This is a genomic window from Echinicola salinicaeni, assembly GCF_014280965.1.
Classification (GTDB): Bacteria; Bacteroidota; Bacteroidia; order Cytophagales; family Cyclobacteriaceae; genus Echinicola; species Echinicola salinicaeni.
Genome location: NZ_JACODZ010000009.1, coordinates 131,661 through 156,828, shown reverse-complemented (window position 1 = coordinate 156,828; position 25,168 = coordinate 131,661). Strand labels below are relative to the sequence as shown.

General features: G+C 37.7%; 17 protein-coding genes. 4 read left to right on the top strand and 13 right to left on the bottom strand.

Annotation, left to right across the window (positions count from 1 at the left end; translation table 11 throughout):
• Nucleotides 1-108: 108 nt before the first annotated feature.
• The 4 genes from H7U17_RS17835 to H7U17_RS17820 are packed head-to-tail and all read right to left on the bottom strand — an operon-like array spanning nucleotide 109 to nucleotide 7,690.
• Nucleotides 109-1,485: a sensor histidine kinase gene (locus tag H7U17_RS17835; protein WP_186758112.1), complete on the bottom strand. Its 1,377-nt coding sequence runs from the start codon at nucleotides 1,483-1,485 to the stop codon at nucleotides 109-111.
• Nucleotides 1,482-2,150 (bottom strand): response regulator transcription factor, encoded by a 669-nt coding sequence (locus H7U17_RS17830; protein WP_186758111.1) that lies wholly within the window; start codon nucleotides 2,148-2,150, stop codon nucleotides 1,482-1,484. Before H7U17_RS17830 ends, H7U17_RS17835 begins: the two co-directional genes overlap by 4 nt.
• A 47-nt stretch (nucleotides 2,151-2,197) precedes the next feature.
• Complete coding sequence (locus tag H7U17_RS17825) at nucleotides 2,198-3,364, bottom strand: efflux RND transporter periplasmic adaptor subunit (RefSeq protein ID WP_230981477.1); 1,167 nt, start codon at nucleotides 3,362-3,364, stop codon at nucleotides 2,198-2,200.
• A complete protein-coding gene (locus H7U17_RS17820) occupies nucleotides 3,365-7,690 on the bottom strand; it encodes a CusA/CzcA family heavy metal efflux RND transporter (RefSeq protein ID WP_186758110.1) in 4,326 nt (1,441 codons plus the stop codon). It abuts the gene before it with no gap.
• A gap of 232 nt (nucleotides 7,691-7,922) precedes the next feature.
• Here H7U17_RS17820 and H7U17_RS17815 point away from each other — a divergent pair, with 232 nt between their 5' ends.
• A complete protein-coding gene (locus H7U17_RS17815) occupies nucleotides 7,923-10,214 on the top strand; it encodes a glycosyl hydrolase family 95 catalytic domain-containing protein (protein ID WP_186758109.1) in 2,292 nt (763 codons plus the stop codon).
• 124 nt (nucleotides 10,215-10,338) lie between these two features.
• On the opposite strand, the gene H7U17_RS17810 is transcribed toward H7U17_RS17815, so the two are convergent.
• The 5 genes from H7U17_RS17810 to H7U17_RS17790 all read right to left on the bottom strand — a co-directional run bounded on the left by H7U17_RS17810 (nucleotide 10,339) and on the right by H7U17_RS17790 (nucleotide 17,032).
• A complete protein-coding gene (locus tag H7U17_RS17810) occupies nucleotides 10,339-11,340 on the bottom strand; it encodes a hypothetical protein (RefSeq protein ID WP_186758108.1) in 1,002 nt (333 codons plus the stop codon).
• An 89-nt stretch (nucleotides 11,341-11,429) separates the two neighbouring features.
• On the bottom strand, nucleotides 11,430-13,208 hold the full coding sequence (locus tag H7U17_RS17805) for an FAD-dependent oxidoreductase (RefSeq protein ID WP_222439234.1): 1,779 nt from the start codon (nucleotides 13,206-13,208) through the stop codon (nucleotides 11,430-11,432).
• Between the two features lie 21 nt (nucleotides 13,209-13,229).
• Nucleotides 13,230-15,887, bottom strand: a complete 2,658-nt coding sequence (locus H7U17_RS17800) for a hypothetical protein (RefSeq protein ID WP_230981476.1) — start codon at nucleotides 15,885-15,887, stop codon at nucleotides 13,230-13,232.
• An 18-nt stretch (nucleotides 15,888-15,905) separates the two neighbouring features.
• Complete coding sequence (locus tag H7U17_RS17795) at nucleotides 15,906-16,214, bottom strand: sulfatase/phosphatase domain-containing protein (protein ID WP_186758107.1); 309 nt, start codon at nucleotides 16,212-16,214, stop codon at nucleotides 15,906-15,908.
• Nucleotides 16,184-17,032 (bottom strand): TonB-dependent receptor plug domain-containing protein, encoded by an 849-nt coding sequence (locus H7U17_RS17790; RefSeq protein ID WP_186758106.1) that lies wholly within the window; start codon nucleotides 17,030-17,032, stop codon nucleotides 16,184-16,186. Before H7U17_RS17790 ends, H7U17_RS17795 begins: the two co-directional genes overlap by 31 nt.
• Before the next feature lie 485 nt (nucleotides 17,033-17,517).
• On the opposite strand from H7U17_RS17790, the gene H7U17_RS17785 reads away from it, so the two are divergent.
• Nucleotides 17,518-18,744 carry a hypothetical protein gene (locus H7U17_RS17785; RefSeq protein ID WP_186758105.1) on the top strand — a complete coding sequence of 409 codons (1,227 nt, stop codon included), beginning with the start codon at nucleotides 17,518-17,520 and terminating at the stop codon, nucleotides 18,742-18,744.
• Between the two features lie 26 nt (nucleotides 18,745-18,770).
• Here the strand turns inward: H7U17_RS17785 and H7U17_RS17780 are convergent, their stop codons facing one another.
• Nucleotides 18,771-19,649, bottom strand: coding sequence for an AraC family transcriptional regulator (locus H7U17_RS17780; RefSeq protein WP_186758104.1), 879 nt, complete (start codon nucleotides 19,647-19,649; stop codon nucleotides 18,771-18,773).
• Nucleotides 19,650-19,746: 97 nt separating this feature from the next.
• Between H7U17_RS17780 and H7U17_RS17775 the strand changes: the two genes are divergently transcribed.
• A complete protein-coding gene (locus tag H7U17_RS17775) occupies nucleotides 19,747-20,079 on the top strand; it encodes a DUF983 domain-containing protein (protein WP_186758103.1) in 333 nt (110 codons plus the stop codon).
• A 104-nt stretch (nucleotides 20,080-20,183) separates the two neighbouring features.
• Here H7U17_RS17775 and gnd read toward each other — a convergent pair whose 3' ends face one another.
• The 3 genes from gnd to H7U17_RS17760 all read right to left on the bottom strand — a co-directional run bounded on the left by gnd (nucleotide 20,184) and on the right by H7U17_RS17760 (nucleotide 23,778).
• Complete coding sequence (gene gnd / locus H7U17_RS17770) at nucleotides 20,184-21,638, bottom strand: decarboxylating NADP(+)-dependent phosphogluconate dehydrogenase (RefSeq protein WP_186758102.1); 1,455 nt, start codon at nucleotides 21,636-21,638, stop codon at nucleotides 20,184-20,186.
• A 277-nt stretch (nucleotides 21,639-21,915) separates the two neighbouring features.
• Nucleotides 21,916-22,986, bottom strand: a complete 1,071-nt coding sequence (locus H7U17_RS17765; RefSeq protein ID WP_186758101.1) for a PCMD domain-containing protein — start codon at nucleotides 22,984-22,986, stop codon at nucleotides 21,916-21,918.
• A gap of 6 nt (nucleotides 22,987-22,992) precedes the next feature.
• Nucleotides 22,993-23,778 (bottom strand): hypothetical protein, encoded by a 786-nt coding sequence (locus H7U17_RS17760; protein ID WP_186758100.1) that lies wholly within the window; start codon nucleotides 23,776-23,778, stop codon nucleotides 22,993-22,995.
• 724 nt (nucleotides 23,779-24,502) lie between these two features.
• On the opposite strand from H7U17_RS17760, the gene H7U17_RS17755 reads away from it, so the two are divergent.
• Nucleotides 24,503-25,168 carry an NAD-dependent epimerase/dehydratase family protein gene (locus tag H7U17_RS17755; protein ID WP_186758099.1) on the top strand — a complete coding sequence of 222 codons (666 nt, stop codon included), beginning with the start codon at nucleotides 24,503-24,505 and terminating at the stop codon, nucleotides 25,166-25,168.

Here is a 25,168-nt window from a genome sequence, read left to right as displayed (position 1 = left end):
AATATTCTGAAAAATACTCAACTAACCTAATTTTAAATTGACAATCACTTCATGCAACCGATAATTGGTAAGATCCCAAAAAAACTATATCACCCAACTAACTGGTCATTATTCAAAAACCAAATGCACCCATGTGCCTTCCTCATATTTGCTGTGAATATCTATTTTAGCATGAATGGCTTCAGTAGCCTTCTTGACTATCGACAAGCCCAAACCATTACCATTAATTTCTTTATGCGCTAAAGGCTGAGACCTGAAAAAAGGATTAAAAATTACAGGCAGATCATCTTCTTTTATTCCTATCCCATCATCTTTAATATAACAATGACATTGGCCACCTTCCTTTTTAATACTGATGTTTATTTTGCCCTTATCTTTACTGTATTTGATGGCATTACTTATCAAATTATCAAGAATTAAATTACCATAATAATAGGGTACTAAATAATCTCCTGACTGATCAGAATCCATCGAAATACTTATTTGCTTATTTTTTATTTCCGCTTGATATCTCCCCAAAATCTCATCTAACATTACTGCCACGGCCATCTTTCCCTGACCATTCAAAGCTTGATTGAGATCATTTCTAGCCAAAAACAATAATTGCTCCACTATCTTTGACATTCGGTCAACTTCTTGAAGGCTGTCATAAATTTTTTCTTCGTAATCTTCAATATTACGTTTCTTCCTTACCAAAACTTCAAGCGTGCCCCTTAAGGCAGACAAAGGAGTCCTTAATTCATGTGAGGCATCTGAAGTAAACTGTTTTTCTCTTTCAATAGCCTCTCCAATCCTGTCTAAAAGATTATTGATAGAAGTAGATAATTCAAATAGTTCATCTTTATTAGAGGGTAAGGGAACCCTTTCAGCTAGATTATTTTTGGTTATGCTGTTCGTAGTATTGATAATACTAGTAATAGGAGCAATACTTTTTCCTGCTAGGTATCTGGAGATGAAAAACAGGCCTAAAATTGAGACTGGAAAGAGTATAAACAGGGTTTTCATCAAGTTGGACAAAACCATTATAGATGCCTCAAGTGGCACCGCGGCTACAATATAGCCTTTGAGTTTACCATTTTCTTGAATTCCTATATGTACCTGTCTGATGGGTCTATCATCTAGTTTTGTATCATAATGATGATCTAGAGAAACCTGTTCCTTCATTTCTAAATGGGAAGCTTTCAAATTGGGTGATTTGTCCATGACCTGTCCTCCTAATCCCATAAGCTGTAAAAAAACAGGATTAATCTGAACTTCATTGTGCTCTATTTCCTCCCATTCCTTCTTGTGCGTGAAGTAAATCGTGTCCTTTTCGACGGCTATTTCTAGTAAATGCTTATTGGCTTCAAAAGTCAAATCATTATCAAGGCTTTCATATACTGTCTTTTGAACGATAAAATAGATAAAACCAAACACTAACAAACTTACTGCGGAAGTAGCTATTAGGTAATAAAAAGCAATCCTATTTTTAAAATTCAGCTTCATATTTCCTTTGCTATATACCCCACCCCTCTAATGGTTTGAATATAATTCTCCCCTTCTTCCAAATTGAGTTTTTTCCGTAGCGCATTGATATAAACATCTATCACACCGGAATTATAATCAAAATTGATATCCCAAACCTGTTCAATAATCTGGGTCCTACGACAAACTTTTCCCTTGTTTCTCAAGAGGTACTCCAAAAGGGCAAATTCCTTTTGAGTCAGGTAAATTTCCTCTTCATTTTTAAATACCTGATGAGTACCAATGTCCATCTGAATATTTCCTACAGAAAACTGCTCGTGCTCCCCACTCACTGGTCTTAATTGGACTTTTACCCTTTCTAGTAATTCATCAAAATGAAATGGTTTCTTGATATAATCATTAGCCCCGGCTTGTAAGCCAAATATCACATCAGCCACTTCATCCTTTGCTGTGAGAAAAATAATAGGGATTTTATTATTATATTTTCTAAATGACCTACAGACCTCTATTCCACTAATAGATGGGATCATCCAATCCAACAATATGATATTATAATCATTGGACAAAGCCATATCCAATCCTTGAATTCCATCGGATGCAGATTCGACCAAATACCCCTCCTCTTCAAAGCCTTGCCTTAAGAATTTGACTATTCCGGGTTCATCTTCAATTATCAAAATCTTCATGGATTATAAAAGTTCAATTTATTCCTTTATAAACTTAAGAATAAATATTACTCCTGTATCAAATTATAGGCACCTTTAGTCAAAAACTGAGAGCCAGTGTTAAAATCATGGGCATTTACTATCTCCACATAATCACTGTCCCTCTTACCCACTTTAACCAGTTTTTTGACAAAGGAATGCTCCTGAGAATCTATATCGGTTTTCAAAAGGACATAGTAATCTTGATCTACCTTAACCACACCGCTTGTTGGTAATGCAGGACTTTGAGAACTGTCCACCAAAATTTTTGCTTCAGCAAACATCCCTGGAACCAAATTTTCCAATTCATCTTCTCCATCTATATGCACATGAACCCTGATGCTTCTATCTTCTTCGCCTATAGTCCTGCCCACCAAATATACTTCCCCCTTATATTTTTCGGCTGGATTATCCTGCAGACTAAAAATAACTTCTTGCCCAACCTTAATTTTCATAACATCCTTCTCGAATACATTTAATTCCAAATGGATATGATCAGTATTTGTAATAGTAAATGCTATATCCGAAGGATTCAAAAACATGCCTTTTTCAGCTGAAATCTCAGCTATATATCCTGAAATTGGGGCTGTTAGTGTGATGCGGGATGAAATATTTTCTTCATCCAAAGTACTAGCCTTAATTCCCATTAGCTGCAGTTTTTTATGTAAGGACTCATACCTGGCCTTCATCACCTTATAATCTGCTTCAGCCTTCAGATATTTCTTTTCAGAACTGACATTTTCCTTTGCCAATTCGGCCTGACGCTTATAGTCTGCTTCCAAATATTTCATTTGGCCTTTCGCTTCTAAAAAATCCTGCTGTATTTGAAGATAATCTGGGTTTTCAAGCACCAAAAGCACCTGTCCCTTATTCACTTTTTGACCAGGAAGTAGGCTTAGTTCTTTAATATACCCCCCGAAATAGGCGCTAATAGCCACTTTATTCTCTGGAGGTACATCCAGCATCCCATTGACATTGACAGCTTCATGAAAATCAGCCTTCTCCATTCCACCCGTTTCAAAATTCCCTAAGGAATACTGTTGGGAACTTAACTGAATGATATTAACACTGGCGGCTAATTCCTCTTTATCACCATTTGTAACCTCCTGCTTTTTACTGTCACAAGCAATAACCATCAAACAGCCTAAGAGAGGGATATAAAAAAAGAAGCTATATTTCATTTTAATTTTCATCATCTAATCCAATAAGTATTTTGCCTCCAAAATGGTCAAATTATATTGCCAGAGGTTTTCCAAATAAGTTAATTCTATGCCTTTGGCATTTTCCAAAAGCTGTATGTATTGTAGAAAATCTATTTCTCCATTCTTATAGGCCAATTGAGCATTGCTAACCAAGCCTGCAGCTAATCCCATTCCTACGTCCAAATAATTGTCTATGGCTTTTCTGTACTTTTCCAGATCTTGATTCAAACTTTCATATTTGGCCTGAAGATGAACCTGGTAGTCTTGCCCATGTGCTTCTGCTATTACCTGACTTGCTTTGGCTGCTTGTATATTGGACTTCTGCGCTCCAAACCACAGTGGAATGGCAATTCCTGCTTGGAATCCTCTATATATTTTTGCCTCTGGGAATTTATTGGTGCCTTGGAAATAGGATACCTGTAAATCGGGCAATAATTTTTGTTTCTCCATACTTAGCTTAGCATTTGCCACCTCATTCAACTGTTGGTAATAATTGATTCCTGGATGATTAACCATCAAGCCTTCATCCATTAGAATAGGCATGCTATCTGTTTGAACTAAAAAAAGAGTGTCCGATTGTAGCCAACTGTTGAATTTAATAAGGGCTTGATTGAGATTGTTTTGACTTTGCTCCATCAAAACTTCCACTTCCTTAGATTTACTTTGCGAAGTTAACTTCTCCAGAAGATTACTTTCCCCAAGTTCAAATTTTCTTTGTGCAGCAAAAGCAAATTGGCTGTATAGGCTGTCCAAGTATTCATAATTATCTTTCACCTGGGAGTAGTACACCGCAGTATAATAAGCCTTGGATACCTCTTGCTTGATTCTAAATTCATCCAACTGATACTTGTTTTCCATTAAGCCCAACTGGTGCTTTTGATACCTATTTTGTGCCCCATAAACTGAGGGAAACTGAAGGTTTTGCTCTATTCCCCAAACATTTATAGGCTCACCATTTTCAGCAATATTATTTTGATCTTGATGGTAGTAGACACTCGTTTTGTCAATATTCCAAGAACTCCCTATTAAGCTTTCCTGCCTTTCCACCTCGTACTTTGATGCATTTAACTGCTGGTTATTTTCCAAAGCGATCTGCAAAGCGCCTTCGAGATCAATGGTCCTTTCTTGGGCAAATACAGACTCAGCAAACCCAAAACATCCAAGAATTAACATTGCTCCTATCGTAGCTCTTTTGGAAAATTTAATTTTTCTATCTGCAAAAATGGTATAGAGCACAGGAACCACTAATAATGTTAAAAGTGTAGCAGAAATCAACCCTCCTACTACTACAGTAGCTAAAGGCCTTTGCACCTCAGCTCCTGCAGACTGCGAAATAGCCATTGGCAAAAATCCCAAAGCTGCAGCTGATGCAGTCAACAAAACTGGCCTAAGCCTCTTTCTGGTACCTATCATAACAGCCTTATGTACATTCTTAACCCCGCTGGCACGCAACTCTTTAAATTCCTCTATCAAAACAATCCCATTCAATACAGCAATACCAAAAAGTGCAATAAAGCCCACTCCAGCAGAAATACTAAAGGGTAAGTCCCTAAAATACAATAGGAGAATACCTCCAACAGCGGATAAAGGAATAGCACTGTAAATGATCAAAGCTTCTTTCACTGACTTAAAGGCAAAATATAGCATTAGGAAAATCAGGATAAGAGCAATCGGCACGGCAATTATCAACCTTTCCCTGGCTGTCCTTAAATTTTCAAACTGCCCACCATAGGTTATTGTATATCCACTAGGGAGACTAATCTTCTCTCTTATGATTTTTTGCACATCATCAACTACTGACTCCAAATCCCTATTACGTACATTGACGCCTATTACTATCCTTCTTTTGGTATTGTCTCTGGAAATCTTAGCAGGCCCAGTGGTATAATCAATATCTGCAAATTCACTTAGAGGAAGACTTCTGCCATTTGGCAACTGAACGGAAGCCGTTTGAATATCTTCCAAACTCTGGCGTTTTTCCTTATCAAATCTCAATACTAAATCAAACTGCTTTTCTCCCTCAAAAACCATCCCTGCTGGTAAACCTGCAAAGCCAATACTGATGAGATCATTTAAATCCGCTACATTAAGCCCATATTTAGCTATTTTGGCCCTGTCATATTTCACCGTCATTTGTGGCAGTCCTGCTGTCTTTTCCACAATGATATCTGAAGCCCCTTCTACTCCATTAATGGCTTGCTCCACCTCCAGGGCCTTTCTATAAAGGATATCCAAATCATCACCAAAAATTTTAATGGCTAAATCAGCCCTCACCCCTGTTATCAGCTCATTAAAACGCATCTCTATGGGCTGGGTGAATTCAAAGTCTATCCCAGGCAATATAGAAAGCTTCGATTTAAAAGCCTCTGCCAATTCATCTTTGGTCTCAGCACTTTCCCATTCCTTTTTAGGAATCAGCTTGATCATTACATCACTTTCCTCCATACTCATGGGATCAGTGGGAACCTCTGCTGCTCCAATCCTGCTAACAACCTGATCCACCTCCGGAAACTCCAATAGGATCTGTTCCATCTTGGTAGTGGTTTCTATGGTTTTCTCCAAAGATGTCCCTGTTTTAAGCACTGGCTGGATCACAAAATCCCCTTCATCCAAGGTGGGGACAAATTCTCCTCCCATTCGACTAAAAATGAATATACTAAGCACTAATAAAATCCCAGAAGCCCCCAATACGATCGATTTATTTCTTAATGCCAATAATACTACAGGTCTGTAAAGGCTATAAACCCAATTGATCAATTTTTTAGAAAAGCCTGGCTTATCAGAGGTCTCTGGTTTTATAAATAATGAAGACATTACTGGAACGTAGGTAAAACAAAGCACCATGGCCCCAATTAGTGCATAACAAAATACCAGGGCCATAGGTCTGAACATCTTGCCCTCGACATTCACCAAAGACAGAATGGGAATAAAAACTATGATGATGATGAGTTGCCCGAATACCGCAGAATGCATCATCTTATGGGCCCCGTGATAGGTAATTTCATCAATTCGCAACTGCCTTTCCCGGCCACTTAATTGCCCCAATGACTTGCTTTGAGAAGTAATCTGATAAGCAATAAATTCCACAACTATTACCGCCCCATCGATAATGATTCCAAAATCTATGGCCCCCAAACTCATCAAATTGGCATCCACCCCGGTCAAATACATAAGGGAAAGGGCGAAAAGCAAACACAATGGTATTATTGAGGCAACCACGAGACCAGAACGTAGATTTCCTAGTAGTAACACCACGACGAATATTACAATTAAACAGCCTAATAATAAGTTTTCAGCAATAGTAAACGTGGTTTTATTGATGAGTTCGCTCCGCTCCAAAAACGGATTTATTACTATCCCAGGAGGCAATGAAGAAGATATTTCTGCCACCCGTTGGTTTACTGCGTTGATGACAGCTTGTGAATCAGCCCCTTTTAACATCATTACCTGACCGAGGACCTTTTCCCCCTCACCATTACCGGTTATGGCTCCGAATCTATTGGCATGCCCATATTGGACTTTTGCTATATCACCAATATAAATAGGCACCCCATTTCTTGTTTCCACCACCATATTTTCTATATCCTCCAACGAACCTACAAGTCCCTCTCCTCGTACAAAATAACTTTCTTCGGATTTTTCAATATAGGCCCCTCCTGCAATGCTATTATTCTTTTCCAATACAGTATAAACCTGACTCAAAGGGATCTTCATAGCCCTTAGTTTGGAAGGGTCCACAGCTACCTCGTATTGTTTAAGGTATCCTCCCCAGGTATTCACTTCCACAACACCAGGAATTCCAGAAAGTTGTCTCCTGATCAGCCAATCTTGAATGGTACGCAAGTCAGTAATAGAGTACTGGTCTTCATATCCAGGTTCAACATCTATGATATATTGATAAATTTCACCCAGCCCTGTAGAAATAGGCCCCATAAAAGGTACTCCAAAACCATTTGGGATTTTCTCCTCTGCACTTTTAAGCTTTTCAGCTATCAATTGCCTTGGAAGGTAAGTCCCGGCCTTATCATCGAATACTACTGTCACTACGGAAAGGCCAAATTTAGAAATGGATCTTATCTCCTTCACATTGGGGAGATTGGCCATTTCCAATTCCACCGGATAGGTTAAAAATTTCTCCACATCTTCAGTGGCCAAGTTTTTGGAAGTAGTAATAATCTGCACCTGATTATTGGTAATATCAGGTACTGCCCCCAAAGGAATGTGTGACAAGGAATAAATTCCAAATCCAATCACCCCTAGAGTGAAAAGTAAAATAATCAACTTATGGTTTAAGCTGTACTGAATAAGCCGCTGAAGCATGAAGAAAAGGTATTTTGTTATAGCTCAAAAATATCATCCTTAACTAAAGCCTTCCTTAGAGAAATCTTAAGATTCCCTTAAAATTCACTCTGATTACGATTTATAAAAACTGCAATAATCATAAATTCTAATACACTTTAATAAAGTTTTCAGTATCTACCCTTTTTATTTAGTACAAACGCACTATATTTCGAAAACAAACCAAAAACTTTCATAAACCATTTATAACAATATGAGAAATTTACTTTTACTTATTTTTTCATTAACAATAATAGCTTGTTCTCCACCTGTTGAAAAGAGGATTAGTCCCAACAAAGATTTAACACCATATAACCTTAATTATGATTATTTACCTACCACTTGGGATGAAGGTCTTCCATTGGGCAACGGTGAAATTGGTGCACTGATCTGGCAAAACAAGGAAAACTTACGCATGTCCCTAGATCATGTAGACTTATGGGATTTAAGAAAAATGGAAAACCTAGAAGGAGAGGAGTATAAATTTACCTGGGTAAAAGAACAATGGGAGAAAGATGAATACAGAAAGGTACAGCAGCTATTTGACGTCCCTTACAATCGTGCTCCTGCCCCATCCAAAATCCCAGGAGGTGCCTTGGAATTTAAAACTGATATATTGGGGGAAGTAACAAACAGTTCTTTAGATATAGCAAGTGCTACTGGAAAGGTAGAATGGAGCTCTGGGGCTAGTTTAAGTACGTATGTCCATGCCGATCAACCCATTGGCTGGTTTAAACTTGAAGGTATCAATACAAAGGATATAACGCCCAAGCTGATTACCCCCACTTATAATATACCAGGTGAATCAAAAGAAGACAGTCCTGTAACAGGACAAGACTTAAGAAGACTTGGCTATCCCCAAGGAAAGATTGAAAAGCTGGCATCAGGAATTACATATACCCAACCTGGTTGGGATGGATTCGAATACCAAATCACTGTAAGGTGGAAAAATACCCCTGATGGATTGGAAGGTTGCTGGGCCATTACCACTAATATGGAAGGACAAGAAAATGATTCCAAAAAGCTTACCGAAGAAGCCATTGCTGAAGGTTTGGATAAATCCATACCCAATCACCTTGAGTGGTGGGCAAAGTATTGGAACAAATCAAGTATTCAGGTTCCTGACAGTGTTTTACAAAAACAATGGTACTTAGAACAATATAAATTTGGCTCTGCTGCAAGAGAAAACACCCCTCCTATTTCCCTGCAAGCTGTGTGGACAGCAGATAATGGAAAATTACCTCCATGGAAAGGTGATTTTCATCACGACCTTAATACACAGCTAAGTTATTGGCCAAGTTACACAGCCAATCATTTGGACCTTGCGAAGGGCTATTTGAATTGGTTATGGGAAAACTACCCCACCTTTAAGACATATACAGAAACCTATTATGAAACTAACGGAATAAATGTTCCTGGCGTAGGCACTTTAACCGGTGCTCCTATGGGAGGCTGGATTCAATATGCCTTTGGCCCTACTGTATCAGCCTGGCTATCCCATCATTTTTACCTTCACTGGAGATACAGCATGGACAGGAAGTTCTTGGAAGAAGAAGCTTATCCATGGTTCAAGGAAGTCGCCATTTACTTGGATGAGATTTCAGAAAAATCTGAAAACGGTCAGCGAAAGCTACCTATTAGTGCTTCTCCTGAAATGCACAATAATAGCAGAAAGGCTTGGTTTGGCGAAACTACCAATTTTGACTTAGCCAATATTAGATTTGCTTATACCAAAGCTGCTGAATTGGCAAAGGAACTTGGTCTTGAAGAAGATGCAAAAAAATGGGAAGGAATTTTATCCGAATGGCCGGATTTTGCCATTGACGAAACGGGTATGATGGTGGCTCCTGGAGAATCACTTAATACATCTCACCGACATTTCTCTCATTTGATGGCCATTCATCCTCTGAGTTTGATCAATTGGTCAGATGGAGATGAAGCACAAAAAACTATCAAAAACACCATTGAAAATTTAAAAACCACTGGTTCTTCAGCTTGGGTTGGCTACTCCTTTAGTTGGCTGGGTAATCTACAAGCTAGAATGCTGGACGGAGAAAGTGCCGCTAAAACATTAAGAATATTCGCAACTAGTTTTTGTTTGCCTAATAGCTTCCACGTAAACGGAGACCAGTCAGGAAAAGGATACTCCAATTTCACTTACCGACCATTCACCCTTGAAGGAAACTTCGCTTTTGCCGCGGGATTACAGGAAATGTTGATCCAAAGTCATGAAGACTTTATTCGCTTATTCCCTGCCATTCCAAATGATTGGGAGACCGCATCCTTTAATGGCTTTTTGGCCCAAGGTGGCTTTGAGATCAGCGCTGACAAAACAAGTCATGATGAGATTAAAGCCGTTATAGCTGCTCCAAAAGGAGGAAACTTAAAAATCATTAATCCTTTTGATGAAGATTGTATGGCGAATGGAAAGCCACTGGCAAAAGGGAAAGTAATAACAATAGATATGACACCCGATGAAAGCTTAGAATTAAGCTTTAAAAAATAACTAGCATTGACTTTATAAAGTGCTTTTCCCCAGTAATTTATTATTAGGGAAAAGCACTTATTTTTCTTTAAACAGGGATTTTTCAAACAAAATAGTCTTTAATTCAATCTATAGACTTTAAGATTTAATCCTCTACTATTCCTGAATCCATCACAAGATAGCTATACCTGTTTTCACTACGTGCAAATTCTGACAAATTGGTTTTCAAAGAATTGCTTAACTCCCCTGATTTGCTCACAAGTTCCAAATATTCCAACAGCTGATTCTTAGACATTTTATTCAAATATTTGGAGAGCTCTTCCAAACTTTGCGAATAAACAAGGGCAACTTCCTTCAAGCTTTGAAGCAAATAAAACCTTGAATTGACATCCAAAAGCCCATACAAACTGCAGACCTTTGCCTGGAAATCCAAGTCATTCCAAAGTGGGCTAGGCACCTTTTGTAATATTGTTTTCCTTAAAAGGGGATTGCCTTGCTTCAAGCCAATGATCAAAAAGGGGATATTTTCCGAAAGCTCATCTACGCTTAACTGATCTACCGCAAAAATTCGATAGCTGTCTCGATCGGAGTTCATCATTTCAATGGCAAGTTCTTTAGTATACGACTTTTTAGTTTGCTCATTGAGCAGGTTTTGTATTTCCCCTTTATGGGCAATATGCCAAAGCGTATAAGAGGTATACAGTGCCCCCTTTACTACTTCTTCTTTTATTTCCAAAGCAGTGGCACCTGTAGTACCATCAATTACATCAGAAGGCCTCAAAATCTTCTTATCGATCAGCTCATCCTTTCTTTTGAACTTTAAGATTGTCCCATCATTCATGAGCAGTTCATGCAACTTTATATAATCCTCCTTTTCAAATGGCTCATGGTCAAATTTGGTCAGAGGATGGCCTGCGAGTGTGTCATAACCAATATAATTACCTGTCAAATCCCAAAACAACTTGATATGCAATAACTCACATATTTTATCTTCACATACAGCAGTAGCAAATTCAGAACTATAAAAAGCAGGAATCCCCTGAAAATTGTACAATTCAATATTAATTGGTTCAATATAATCGTCTTCCGAATAACTCCCTATGGAATTACCATCATAATTTTCCTGGCTTTTTAAGGTTACTTCCATAAAAAGAGGTTTAAAAAGTTCTTTCCCCTCAAAGCCCAATAAGAGCACAAAGGGGAAAGTAAATAGCAATAATTTTCTAAAATAGCACTTCACTTTTGCTTTTCTATTAATTCTAAATATTCGTCCAAATGATCCTCATAAACAGACCTAGGATCACATTGGTATTTGGCACAAATGGCAGCAGCAAAGCCCACTGCAGCCCCCATTTGACCAGTAGTCCTCATTACCCTTGGACCTCCTAAGCCGATATGAGAACAGCTGAAATTACGCCCTGCCATAAATAGGTTACTGATATTTTTGGAATATAAGCTTCTATAAGGTATATAATACATTGGTGTTCTGTAAAATATGGCCTCTGACAGAAAATCAGGTTTTGAAGCATCTTTTAGATTTTGTTGGTAATGCACGTCCACTTCTCTTTCTTCCATTACCACAGCATCAGGAAACTTTCTTTGCTCCGTTACATCATTAAAAGTAAAAATATAATCTCCTACCAACCTTCTGGACTCCCTTTTCCCAACTAAATAAGAAATCCACTCGAATTTAAGTTTTTCCATTCCTGACAACTTCTTTTGATTGGCAAAGGATCCATAGATAGCTTTTAACATATGGTCCCTGATTTCTTCTGCATCCTCTATTTGGTGATAATCCAAACGGGAAAGCTCCCACTTCCATGTACCAGCTTTTGCTTCATGTCCCATAGCTACCTCTTCGGCCCAAGGTACTGATGGGAATTCATAAGCTTTATCCGATTGATAAGTTCTCCAAAGCACAGAAGAGCCCATTACGAATCCATCTGCTTTATTGGGAGACCACAACTCTCCCCATTCTTCATAAGCCTCACCATATTGATCTACAGCTTCCCTACCATAGGTAAACTCCGCACCAGCCCAATAGCCTATCCAGCCATCTCCTGTTGAATCGACAAAACGTGGTGCCTTAAAACGGATTCTTTTTCCTGCTGAGGTGTGCCTTGCATCTACCGCTGTAATGGTATTCCCTTCGGCCAAAGCATCATAAGCTCTCCAATTGGTGAATAGCGCAATATTTTTATATTTTGATATATTTTGATGGCGTTTATCTTCATCCTTATAAGCTTCTAGAGAGCCATTAGGATAATGTTCCGTATCCAGCATTTTGAGGATTCTTTCAAAATTGCCATAAATCCCTAATGTATGTACGCGGATTTCACTACTGGCATTTCCACCCAATACAGGTCTATCATGAATCAGAGCAACTTCCAAGCCTTGCTCCGCAGCGGCAATGGCTGCTGCACAACCGGCAATTCCTCCTCCCACTACCACCAAATCATACTCTTCCACTACTGATGGCTGGTCACTCTCTCCTTTTGCACTTTTCCTCCATTCGGCCAAGGCCTTTCCAGCTCTGGGAGGAACATCGTCCTTAGATTGGGAAAAATAGATGGCATCACATCTCCCATCAAAGCCTGTCAAATCAATTAACGCTAGCTCAACAGTCTTTTTCTTTAATTCAGCCATACCTACATACTCCCAACCCCATCCTGGTTTGGTACCTAATTCTGATGCCAATACCTCTCCATTTACTGCTAGCTGAAACCTACCGGGAGCTTTCCAATCGCCCGGAGCCCAATTTTTGGACCTGACCCAAATATGATATTCCCCTTTCTCCTTGATTTTAAAGCTCGTAGAGGCATTGGAAACAGGCTCCCCCATGCCATGGGCTAGCAAATAGGGAGAACCCATTTGTTCTACAAATTGAGGGTCAACCAACCATCCTCCAAGCTTATCAAAGCTTTCCGCTTCTATCAAAACACCATTTTGTTGGCCATATCCAGAGGATAAAGCCAACAAAATGAAAATTACTGCAAAAAAATATTGCTTCATCATAATCTATTTTGGATCAATCGTTTATTTATAATCTAACCAGCTGGTAGCCTTGCAATCCTGATCCACGCTAAATCGAATCCATCTTGCTTGGAAATCATCAGGGAACACATATTCCAGCTTCTCTCCTGACTTTACTTCAAAAGACTTATACTTCATCCAAGGGCCATGTCCAATAGGTTCCACTTCTAAAGTAAAGTTAACAGGTTGAGGTGCATCATGAGACAATGTCATTGACTTCTTATCATAAAATCCTATCAAATATGGATCAGAACTTTCATTAGCGTGAACGATAGTGTTTTTCCATGGTCCTCCTTGCCCCACCGGCTTGCCCAACTCCCATAAATCATCAATTACTCCTGCCCATACTGCAGCTTCGCCATCTTGTGAAACAATTAAATGTTCTGAATTTTCCACTGAAGGATCAATCCCGGTCATCACCAATAAGCCCCTATAAGAAGCGTAATCATATACTGCCAAATTATGGGAAGACACCGGCCTTACTTTTGCAAATCCATCTGCATTTTCTGCAGGAAGCTCATAAAATGTCCCATGTAAATTCATTAGATCTCTTTCCGTAGCTACCTCTCTAGCAATCCGCTGGATACCATGATTAGTAAGCTCATCAAACTGGGCATTTCCCAAAGGAAACCTCCATCTTCTTCCCAAATCGTCAATTACCAGCACAGAACTTTCTTCAACGCTAACCACCTCTTTAGGAATGGCAAATTTATTTTCGATAAAATCGGATGTTTTAGGGTCTTCCTTTTTCACCAAGTTCATATTTCCATCCAATTCATAATAAGCTGTTTTTTGGAATTTCCCCTGCTCAACATTTCCTGCCAAAATCCCCAAACTTCTCCTATTATCTCCTAAACCATAAAGCAGTCCTGCACTGTAGCTTTCCTTTCCAATACTTGCAAGCCCTTCAAACATCCCATTATCAGACCTGTTAAATCGCGTATCATCTGTATAGGTAAAAAAGATGGTTCCAGTGGTAGATTGATCGGCTATTACCCTAATCCATTCCCCTTTTTCCTCTTTTTCAAATGAAATATCCTTTGAGCTATTTGCTGGGACTTCCACTTCTTTTAGATCTAGCCATTCACCATTACCACTGATATCAACCTGAAAAGTAAGATTGACAGAGGATGTTCCATTATTATCAACCCATGCTATACGTTGGTCCCAACCAGCAAATAAAAATGGATCTGATGCTTCTCCAGCTTTAATATTTTCATTGATATAAAGAGATCCCTCAGCGGTGTTTGGTCCCAACTGATCTGGCTTGTCCATGCTTGTAAACCAAAGATTGGAATTGGACTGCCCAGGACCTTCAATGCTTCCTTTAACTTTTCTTTTGTTCAGAAACTCCTTTTGGGCAGAATCATCACAACCAAACACCAATTGATCGTTCCATCTGGTATAATCTCCGATCACCTTCAAATAAGCAGATCTAGGTCTAATACCCTTGGTATTTCCCACGCTAAAAGTTTGAGGAAAATCCCAAAACAAACCATGCATGGTCATAAGATAATCAGGATCATTTTGAGTCCCTATATCCCTAATTCTTGGCCATTCAGTATTCCATCCATGCGCGCCATCATAAGAATGAGAAGCCTTTGGCAAACGGTAAAACTCCCATCCCTGTTTATGATCTCTTACACCAAGTAGGACAGATCTATGATCCCAACCAGTGGCCCAAATGGGATCTGTCTCTGGGTTGGGGTTTCCATGAATCCCACCTGGACCGGTAATTTCGACGAACTGGTTTCTCCGCACCACTTTCCAATCTTCACCGTTCCACTCTGCAAGAGCACCCGCTTCAATATCAAATTGTGTTTTGGCCTCAGGTACATCTTCTCCGTTATTCGAAAATACCATTACTCCTTGACCAGAATACAAGCCCTTTCCATGCGCTCCTGGGAGCAAAGGGCTAAACTGAGGCTCTTCTCCCTTTTTTCTTACTTGGTTACCATCCACATATAACTCGTTCACTTCAAGTGTTTCCACATCCACCTCATAAAATCCTTCTTCCATGGTTCCATAGTAAATTTTATGTTCTGGATCAGTAAGGTGACGTGCATTTCCAGTATGTCTTCCAGGCATTTTATCATAGGATATCACCCTTGGATTTCCCTTTTCATCTATAGCATAAGGACCAATAAACAGCTGCTTACTTTCTTCATGAATCATCCTGTTTGCAGGCGTTCCACCTATACTTTCTTTATGGACAATTTGCTCTAACTCAGGAGTCACTTCGTAAAGCTTATCTGAAGAACCATAAGGTTTATGAGGCCCATAAGTGATCACCCAAATCCCACCAGCCCAGGGTACCACCGCCCCTGTACCACACTCTCCTTCATTATTATAATAAGCCAAATGGGGATATACACCGGAGAACTGCTTCAATTCATCTCTTTGCTGTGTAATCGCCTCATTACATCCAAACAAAATACTTGAGGATAATACTACAGCTAAAAGTGACAGCCGAATCTTGCGGTTATCAAAAAAGCCTTTAATATTGTTTGTCACCTCCATTGGGTAAGTACTAAAATTAATTTGATTATAATGTGGTATATTTTTCCCTTCTAATAATTTTTGGGGAAGCAAGATATCTTTTACTTTCAAGGACTCCTTTGCCGAATCCCAAAATTTCTTAATTAAATTGGTCGTTTTCATATTTTAACTATTGAAAATTTATTGTTTTAAAATTTCATTTTTATGATTTTGAATCACTTTTTTGAAATCTTCTATTTTATTTTTCTGATCAGCAGTATTAGCCATATTATTCAGTTCTCCAGGGTCATGGAGATTATCATACAGTTCCTCAAACACCAAGTCCCTAAGAGTTGAATCCGAAAAAGTTTGTATATACCTGTACCTACCATCAAAGACTGTTAAATTTGGGGCTGCTCCCCCATATTCCCCTAAGCCCTCATAGACAAAGTTCTTCCTCCAATCAATCTTCCCTGGATTCAAAAGCCCTTTGAAACTTTCACCATGCATATCCCCAAAAACTCATAATTATAAGTCAACTGACTTTTTCCTTCTTCTGCACGCTTGGTGGTAATTAAGATCACACCTGCAGCCGCTCTTGAGCCATATATGGAGGCTGAAGCAGCATCTTTTAAGACGGAAATACTTTCTACATCATTGGGGTTTACATCATTGATATTTCTAATGGGGACTCCATCCATGATGATCAATGGTTCATTGTCACCGATGGTGGTAATACCACGTACCCTGATAGAGCTGGTCGCTCCAGGACCACTATTATTTCTGGTCACCATTACACCAGAAACAGCTCCTTGCAAAGCCTGACTAATTTGGGTAGTTTGCCGATTGGCAAGGTCCTTCCCCTCTACTACCCCAACCGAACCAGTAAGGTCCTTTTTCTTCACTTCTCCATAGCCTACAACTACCATTTCCTCCAAATCTGTCAGCTCGGTTTCCAACACTATATCAATTGTTGTACTGTTTCCTACTTCAACCTCTTGTTTGGTGTATCCAATAGACGAAAAAACTAAAACAGCATTATCCTCAACTATTAATTGATATTTTCCATCAATATCTGTTACCGCACCATTACTGGTTCCTCTTTCCAACACTGTCGCCCCTATGATAGGCTCACCAAAGCTGTCTTTAACAACACCGCTGATCTCGACTTTTTTAAATAGAAGACGATCGAAAGAATGATTGGAATAGCTTGGACTATTTCCAAAAGAGTTTTTGAAAATGAAACTAGTCATTGCAAAAGCGAGGATGAATGCTAATTTCATCCCAGTATGCCTTCTCCAATGATCTTGGGTAAAGTTTTGTAGCATAATTTTTTTGGGTTTGATTATTAATAGTTAAACTCTGTCAGCTAAGATTTTAGGTGTTGATTTAATTCCTATTTAATCAGAAATCGATCAGAATAAAATTTTGAATTAAACTGTAAACACATTTAAAAACTTAACTGCCAAAAACATTTACAGGAATAAGTTTAATTGGAAATAAAAGAAATTGTAAGCAGGACTTAAGTCAAAACAAATTCAATATTATGAACAACTTAACTATTTGTTTTACTGTCATTTAAAAACATTAAAAAAATCAAATGAACACCTAATCATAAGGTTTTCATTAGGAATAAATATTAAAAAACAGAAACTAAAACGAATATTTCATGAAATTTGGTTCTTTAGATTTTATCAAAATCTTCGATGGTATATATTTTCCTAAAACAACTTTTGAATTAATACGGTTTTATATAGTTTTATCATTTGAACCTTACAAAAGGTTACCCAATTAATAGCATTTAAGTACACTAATGAATAGACGGGAAAAACATCTGGAAATAATTAAAAAAGCCGTCATCGCTGAATTTAATAACGGTAACCCCAAAAACTGGCAAAACAAAGATTTTGAATCGCTAAGTTTTAAGATTAAAATCGAAACAAAAATCTTAATCAGTAAATCAACATTAAAGCGCATCTTTGGTAAAAACAAAACTGGTGAAGCTTATTATCCTCAACCCGCTACCCTTGAAGCTCTTCAGGAATTCGGAAAGGTAAAAGACCCTGAATCTATCTTAATCCAACAAAAGCAAAAATTCCAAAAGAGATCCCTTTTGGCCTTGCTCGGCATAGCATTAATTTCAATTTCCCTGTTGCTTTTAGCCATAAACCAATCCGAAACAACTGAATCCATACACGCTGAACTAAAATTAGAACGTGTAGAAGGAAGCAGCCCTTCTACAGCATTCTTCAGTTACTCTATCCCAGAAACAAAGGATTCATTATTTCTATACTTAGGAAATAAAATGGAGCCTTTTTACCTATCGCCTTACAACAATAAAATCTCTGTTTATTTAAGGTTTCCTGGGGTATTCCATCCTTTTATTGCTTCCAGGAACAAAAAAGTCTTGGCTTCTACTGAAGGTTTATTTGTACAATCGAAAGGTTGGCAAGCCCTGGGTTATTATTATGAACAACCCTACTCAATGCGCTACTACCCCATTCCAATGAACTATAATTCCCCAGATTACGCTTTCCATATCAATGGGAGTGATCTCCACAGACTTGGAATGGATACGAGCAAAATAATTGTCCTAAGGTTGGATAATTTCAAAAAAACCGATGTTAATGGAGATGATTTTATATTAAACACCAAAGTAAAAAGTGCTGAATTCTGGCCAGCCATCCGCTGCAATTCAATATATATAAGCGTAGAGGGTGAAAACTCAAAAATTTCATTTAAAACGACCCATACCGGCTGTAGTGCATTTAGTGAATATATCCTAAGTGAAAAATTCGGAACAGGCTCTGACCAGCTGGTTAATTTTAGTATAGATACCAGAGAATGGCATATGGTAGAAATAAAAAATGTTAACAAAAAGGTTGAGGTTAAAATAAATAACCAATTAGCCTTTAGTGATAATTATAGCAAGTCTTTGGGTAAAATTCATGGAGTAAGTGTAATGTTTCATGGTAATGGCTACTTGGATCATCTTCAACTTGTGGACAATGAATCAAACCCGGTTTTTTCACTCCAATAAAACCTGCAATATAGCTTATTCTAATACTATTTGTTTTGATAGGTTTGTTGAAATTTTAATGGACTGATACCAACCTTCTTGCTAAATAGACGAGAAAAATAGGCATAATCATCATAGCCCAATTCTTCAGCTACTAAGCTCAAGCTAGAATTAGAATAACTCAGTATTCTTTTTGCTTCCAAAATCACCCTGTTTGCAATCAAGTCAGAAGGAGATTTTCCTATTTCTTCCTTGGTCATCCTATTTAAATGCCTGGGAGATATATGCATCATTTCTGCGTAGGAAGCTACAGCCTTTTCTTTCTTATAATGTTCTTCAATCAACAGTTCAAATTCCCTCAAATGCTGGGAATAAGTCCTTGGCTTGGAATATTCACCCATAGCACTATTTAGATATAGTCGACTCAGCTCAATATAGAGTAGGTTCAATAAAGAAATAATTTTTGATTTCTTTAGATAATCCTCCTCCCTATTGGCAGAATGAATTCTTTGAAATAAATCTGAAACATACCTTGTATCACTATCCTTGAGAGACAATTTCGATGGATTCAATAATGAGTAAAAAAAAGGGAATTCATAGATGGTATTATCGGTAAAAGCAGCATCAAAGAATTCTTTAGAATGGAAGAAAATATAGCCATCAGTGTCTTTTGATAAATCCCAATGATGTGATTGACCTGGATTTAACATAAAAACAGTACCAGGTTCTATAGGGTACTGCTCAAAGTCAATTTCATGCTGCCCTTTTCCCTTTGTAAATAGGACCGTTAGAAAAAAATCATGTTTATGAGGAACAGTTATTTCATCCTTATGGGTAGCCAAGTGATTACTAAAAGTATCACAATAGAAATCAGGTAATACTTCTTTTTCAAATTTATTAAGTCTCAATACATTGAGTAAGCCCATATACTTATGTCCTATTTATCCAAATACCTGCAACATATATAGCATATATGACCTGTAAATACTAATTAATTTTGCACATAAATATAAAACACCAATTATGATCAGCAATATCCTAAAGAAAAAATGTCCTGTATGTCAAAAAGGAAACATATTTGAAAAATCTGGTTTGTTTGGTTTTATGTCCATCCAAAAAATGAATAAAAACTGCCCAAATTGTAACCACCGTTTTGAAAAGGAACCAGGTTTTTTCTTTGGAGCCATGTATATCAGTTATGCTTTATGTATTCTGGAAGCAGCACTTTCCTTTCTTATCTATCTTAGCTTGGGCATAGATGATAAATATCTCATATACCTCCTAATAGCTCCGATCATCTTTTTGTGGCCATTTAATTATAAAATGTCCAGGGTTATTTGGATGCATATCATCTAAAAAGAAATTCATAAGGGAAACTCATTTCAAATGCATCAAAAAAGGGGAAACATTTGTTTCCCCTTTTTATCAACAAAGTCAATAATTGACTTAAATAATAATTATTAGCTATTATAGGCAGTGGATACAGTATCTGCTCCCTCCCCTGTCCAATTGGTATGGAAGAACTCCCCTCTTGGCTTATCAATACGCTCATAGGTGTGTGCACCGAAATAATCTCTCTGGGCTTGAAGTAGATTGGCTGGCAAACGTTCAGTCTTGAAGCCATCAAAATAACATAACGCAGAGGAAATGGTAGGTACTGGAATGCCATTCATCACTGCAGTGGCACAAACATTTCTCCATCCCTGCTGAGCTGCCTCCACTTTTTCCTTAAAGAAAGAATCCAATAACAAGTGAGGAAGTCCTGGAGATTTGTCAAATGCCTTTTTGATATCACCCAAGAAAGCTGAACGAATGATACATCCGCCTCTCCACATCAAGGCAATATCACCGTAGTTCAATTCCCAGTTATAGGCCTTGGAAGCTTCCATCAAAAGATTATAACCTTGCGCATAGGAAATGATCTTGGCTCCATAAAGCGCCATTTTAAGATCATCCAGCATCTTTGCCTTATCTCCATCAAACTTCACTTCAGTTGGTTTAAACACCTTTGATGCTTCTACTCTTAAGTCCTTCTGAGCAGATAAGAAACGAGAGAACACTGATTCTGCAATCAGCGTCAAAGGAACACCTAAGTGCATGGCATCAATTCCTGTCCATTTACCAGTACCCTTTTGACCAGCAGTATCCAAGATCTTTTCTACCATAGGCTCACCGTCAGTATCCTTATAAGCCATGATATCTGCTGTAATCTCAATCAAATAAGAATCCAATTCCTCCTCATTCCACTTTTTAAAAGTAGCATGCATCTCATCGTAGGACATTTTAAGTACATCCTTCATAAATTGATACGCTTCATTGATGATCTGCATATCTCCATATTCGATGCCATTATGGATCATTTTCACATAATGTCCAGCTCCATCTGCACCAACCCAGTCACAACAAGGAACACCTCCATCAACTTTCGCCGAAATAGCTTGGAAAATTTCCTTAACTTCCGGCCAAGCTTCCTTGCTCCCCCCTGGCATCATGGATGGTCCACGCAATGCGCCAATTTCACCACCTGAAACACCGGTTCCAATAAACTTGAAGCCTTTGCTTTCTACATATTTCGTTCTTCTGATGGTATCCTCATAATAAGAATTACCACCATCAATGATGATATCACCTGGTTCTAAATGAGGAATTATCTGATCAATAAAATGGTCAACTGGATCACCGGCTTTCACGAGCATCATTACTTTCCTAGGCGTCTCCAAAGCTCCAACAAGCTCTTCAATTGAATGAGTACCTATAAACTTCTTGCCTGCTCCTCTGCCTTCAATAAACTTATCCACCTTTTCTGTAGAACGGTTAAATACAGCTACGGTAAACCCCTTGCTCTCCATATTTAAGACCAGGTTTTCTCCCATTACTGCCAATCCTATTAGCCCGATATCTGCTAAATCCTTCATATTTATGTTGTTAGTTATTTAATCTTTCCCTTGGCCCTTAAAATTCTAAATTTAGGAAAAATCAAAATGGTTTAAGGGAGCGTAAAGATAATAAACACACAGCACTATTGCATCAATTACAGTTGTCACTTTGGCTTATATTCAAAAAAATAAAAGGGCAAAAGCCCTTTTTTAGATATAATACCACCTGTTTAGTGCTTAAAACAATTTTTTATTTTATTGAGCAGAAAGGGATTATAAGTATTAATCATAACCCATCAAATATAAATAGTTAAATCTAATCATAAACCATTATTATATCGTCCAGAATAAGCTCACTATCTACCGCTCCCGCAAAATTTACACCGTCAAAACTTGAAGAGGCTACTAGAGTAATATGGGTTGGTAAGATAAATTGGGCAGAATCTTCACTGACAAATTCCTGATCCACAGGGAACATGTATTCAGGAAAATTCGCATCAAGCTGGCCATAATAAAAATCCAATTCCATGGTGGTCAAATCGGCTATTTCTTCACCACTCCTAAACCATGCTGTAGCCAATCGCTGGATTTTCCCATTAGATCTTACCTCCAAAAAAGCATAAATATCAGCCATATCGGAATAAGGTAGTTTATTTCCATTCCTATCCTTATTTTCTACTCCAGGAATATATCGATATTTAAACCTCAATTTTGACGGCCTTCCACTAAAAGGCATACCAAAATCAATTGCAGCCTCAGGGTTTGTTGGATCGAGATTGTCTGAATTAAATACACCAGTAAAAATAGAGCCCGCTGCAATTGGGGCACCAAAAGTACCACCCAACACTCCGTTATCTAAGGTGATCATTTTAGCAGCCAAATTTCCATCTTCGATTTCATAAGGAATAGTTGCTAATTTATTCAATATATAAGTCCCTTGGTTACCTGTTCCCCAAATGGTATTCGCATTACTCTCTCCTGGTTCATAATAACCAGAATTGGTTTTATACCAAAGCTCAAAATCACTATTGGCTAATTGGGGTGTCGCTGAAGCCACTAATGGAATCAATTTCCATACAGTAACAGTCCCGTCCTCTGCGGTGATTGAAATCTCTTCCTCCTCATTCATGTTTATAATGTCTCCAATACTTTTATCAGCTGTAGCAAAAGTCGAAATTGTCAATTGTTGTATGCTTATAGTACTGCGATCGATGCCTGATGGAAATTCTATTGTTACTGTTTTTTCCGCTAAATCTATAACCGAATTACTAGCCTGATTGCTAAGTTCTATCGACTTTATATTTCCATAGCTAGATAATCCGAAAAAGTCTTCATCCACACAGGAAAACAATATCAAAACTATATATAAGAGGCTCCTAGTATTCATAATACACTAATATTTCCGTGATTTTGCCCCAAAATAGTAGGCTAAACCCAAATCCAATGAAAGGAGATTTATATTAAAATCTACATTTTGACGGGTTTCCTTAGCTGCTTCGGTATTATTAACCGTGTTTTTGGTCACCTTTAAATCATAACCAAGAACATCCAATTGCACTTCTATCGCAAAGGCTTCCATAACAAAAAAGGTCAACCCAGGACTTAAGCCAACGCGAAAATTAAATTCGGAACCAAAAACCTTTTCAATTTCATCCAAGTTTTTCGTTTTGCGGGATAAGGTTCTACCTCCACCAAAAGTTACACCCAATACAGTGAAAAAGCTTAGTCTTTCATCATTTGTCAAAGGTACCGAAGACCTAAAGTTAGGACTCACCGAAATCCCCCTACTGATCCTATTGGACAATAATGAATCTGGATCCTGAAAAGTTATTCCAGTAAATTTATCTTGGTAAAATTTCACATCCATTCCTACCATCCCATAATCACCTGTATAATAACCACCTTTCAAGGTCACATCATAATCTAAATGCTCTCCATCAATTACCTTTTGGATTAAAAAATCGGTATTTTCTAGTTTTCTGTCTGTAAGTGAAAAAGATAGTCCTGTATAAAAATTTCCCTTTTTGAATGGCTTGAACCCTTCTTCATAATAGCTTGATAGCAAATCATATGGAGAATAGTTTTCCTTATTTATTTTTTGCGCATAACCATCAATACTCACTGCTGTTAAAAGGAGCAGCATACAATGTATAAAAATTAGGTACTTCTTATTCATCATCTCTTTAGGTGTGAGGATATTGAAGGGGTTATTTGACCTGTTTATTCTACTAAATAATTTAAATAATTATTCTTTAATTTTCTTCTCTTCACGAATTAATATCAGATTATCTGTATAAAGACTATTCCACCGGTATATTTTACCCTTCTAAACATTCCCTCAAAAAGACCTCAGATCTCACAGAAATGATTGATTAAAGGTCCTTGGAATCTCAGCTGAGTGCGGACAGGGTGTGTGAAATAATGTTACTGGTTGAAAATGGTTCATATTAATGTATGTAACATTTTTAACCTTCTTCTTTAACCCCTATTTAACTCCTAGTTAAGCCGTGTTTAAGCCGTGTTTACCCTATCAAAGCCTTAGGGTAGTCTGCATCTTAAGTGCTCAAAATGCAAGGGAACATTCCTTAAAATATTTTGGTACTAAGAAGCTTAGGAATACTTCTTTCCGGTATCAGGATCAGTGAACACTAACTATTAAGGCCCTGAATGGCTGTTCTACCTAGCACTTAGGCATACTTCCGGGCACTTGAGCAAAGGATTTATGGTTGCTGGCATCATTGTGGATAATCAAATCAGATTATCCTTATTAAAATTTAAAGAAACAATTAATCAAATTTCTATTAGCAAAAGCAACACAATTATTTAGCTGAACAAACTATATTTATCTGATATCCAAAATATTAAACCATACAATTGGATAGTTATCACAAAACTCGAAACCAATGAAAATAAAAGCTATAATTACCGGATCCACAGGTATGGTAGGGAAAGCTGTATTACTTGAATGCCTAGAAAATGAAAAGGTAGGAATAGTACTAATTATCAACAGACATCCTGTGGGCGTCCAGCATCCAAAACTTATAGAAATTATCTTGGAGAATTTTGAAGAATTACCATCAGTTAAAGACGATCTAAAAGGATACAATGCCTGCTACCACTGTTTGGGGATATCTGCTTTAGGAATGAATGAGAAAAATTACTATAAAATCACCTATAATATAACCAAAGAATTGGCAGACATATTATATGAACACAATTCAAATCTGATATTCAATTATGTATCTGGAGTTGGAACAGATAGTAGTGAAAAAGGAAAAATCATGTGGGCCAGAGTAAAGGGAAAAACAGAAAACATGATATTGAATAAAGGATTTAAGGATGCATATTCCTTTAGGCCTGGCTTTATTGTTCCAGAGAAAGGAGTAAAATCCAGAACAAAACTATATAACCTGCTCTATTTGTTATTTAAACCATCTTTTCCGGTATTAAAAAAATCCTCTTCCATCACCACTACTACAAAAATAGGCAAGGCCATGATCAACGTAAGCTTATTCCCCATGAACAAAAAAATATTGACTAATAAAGATATCAATGCCTTGGCAAAATAA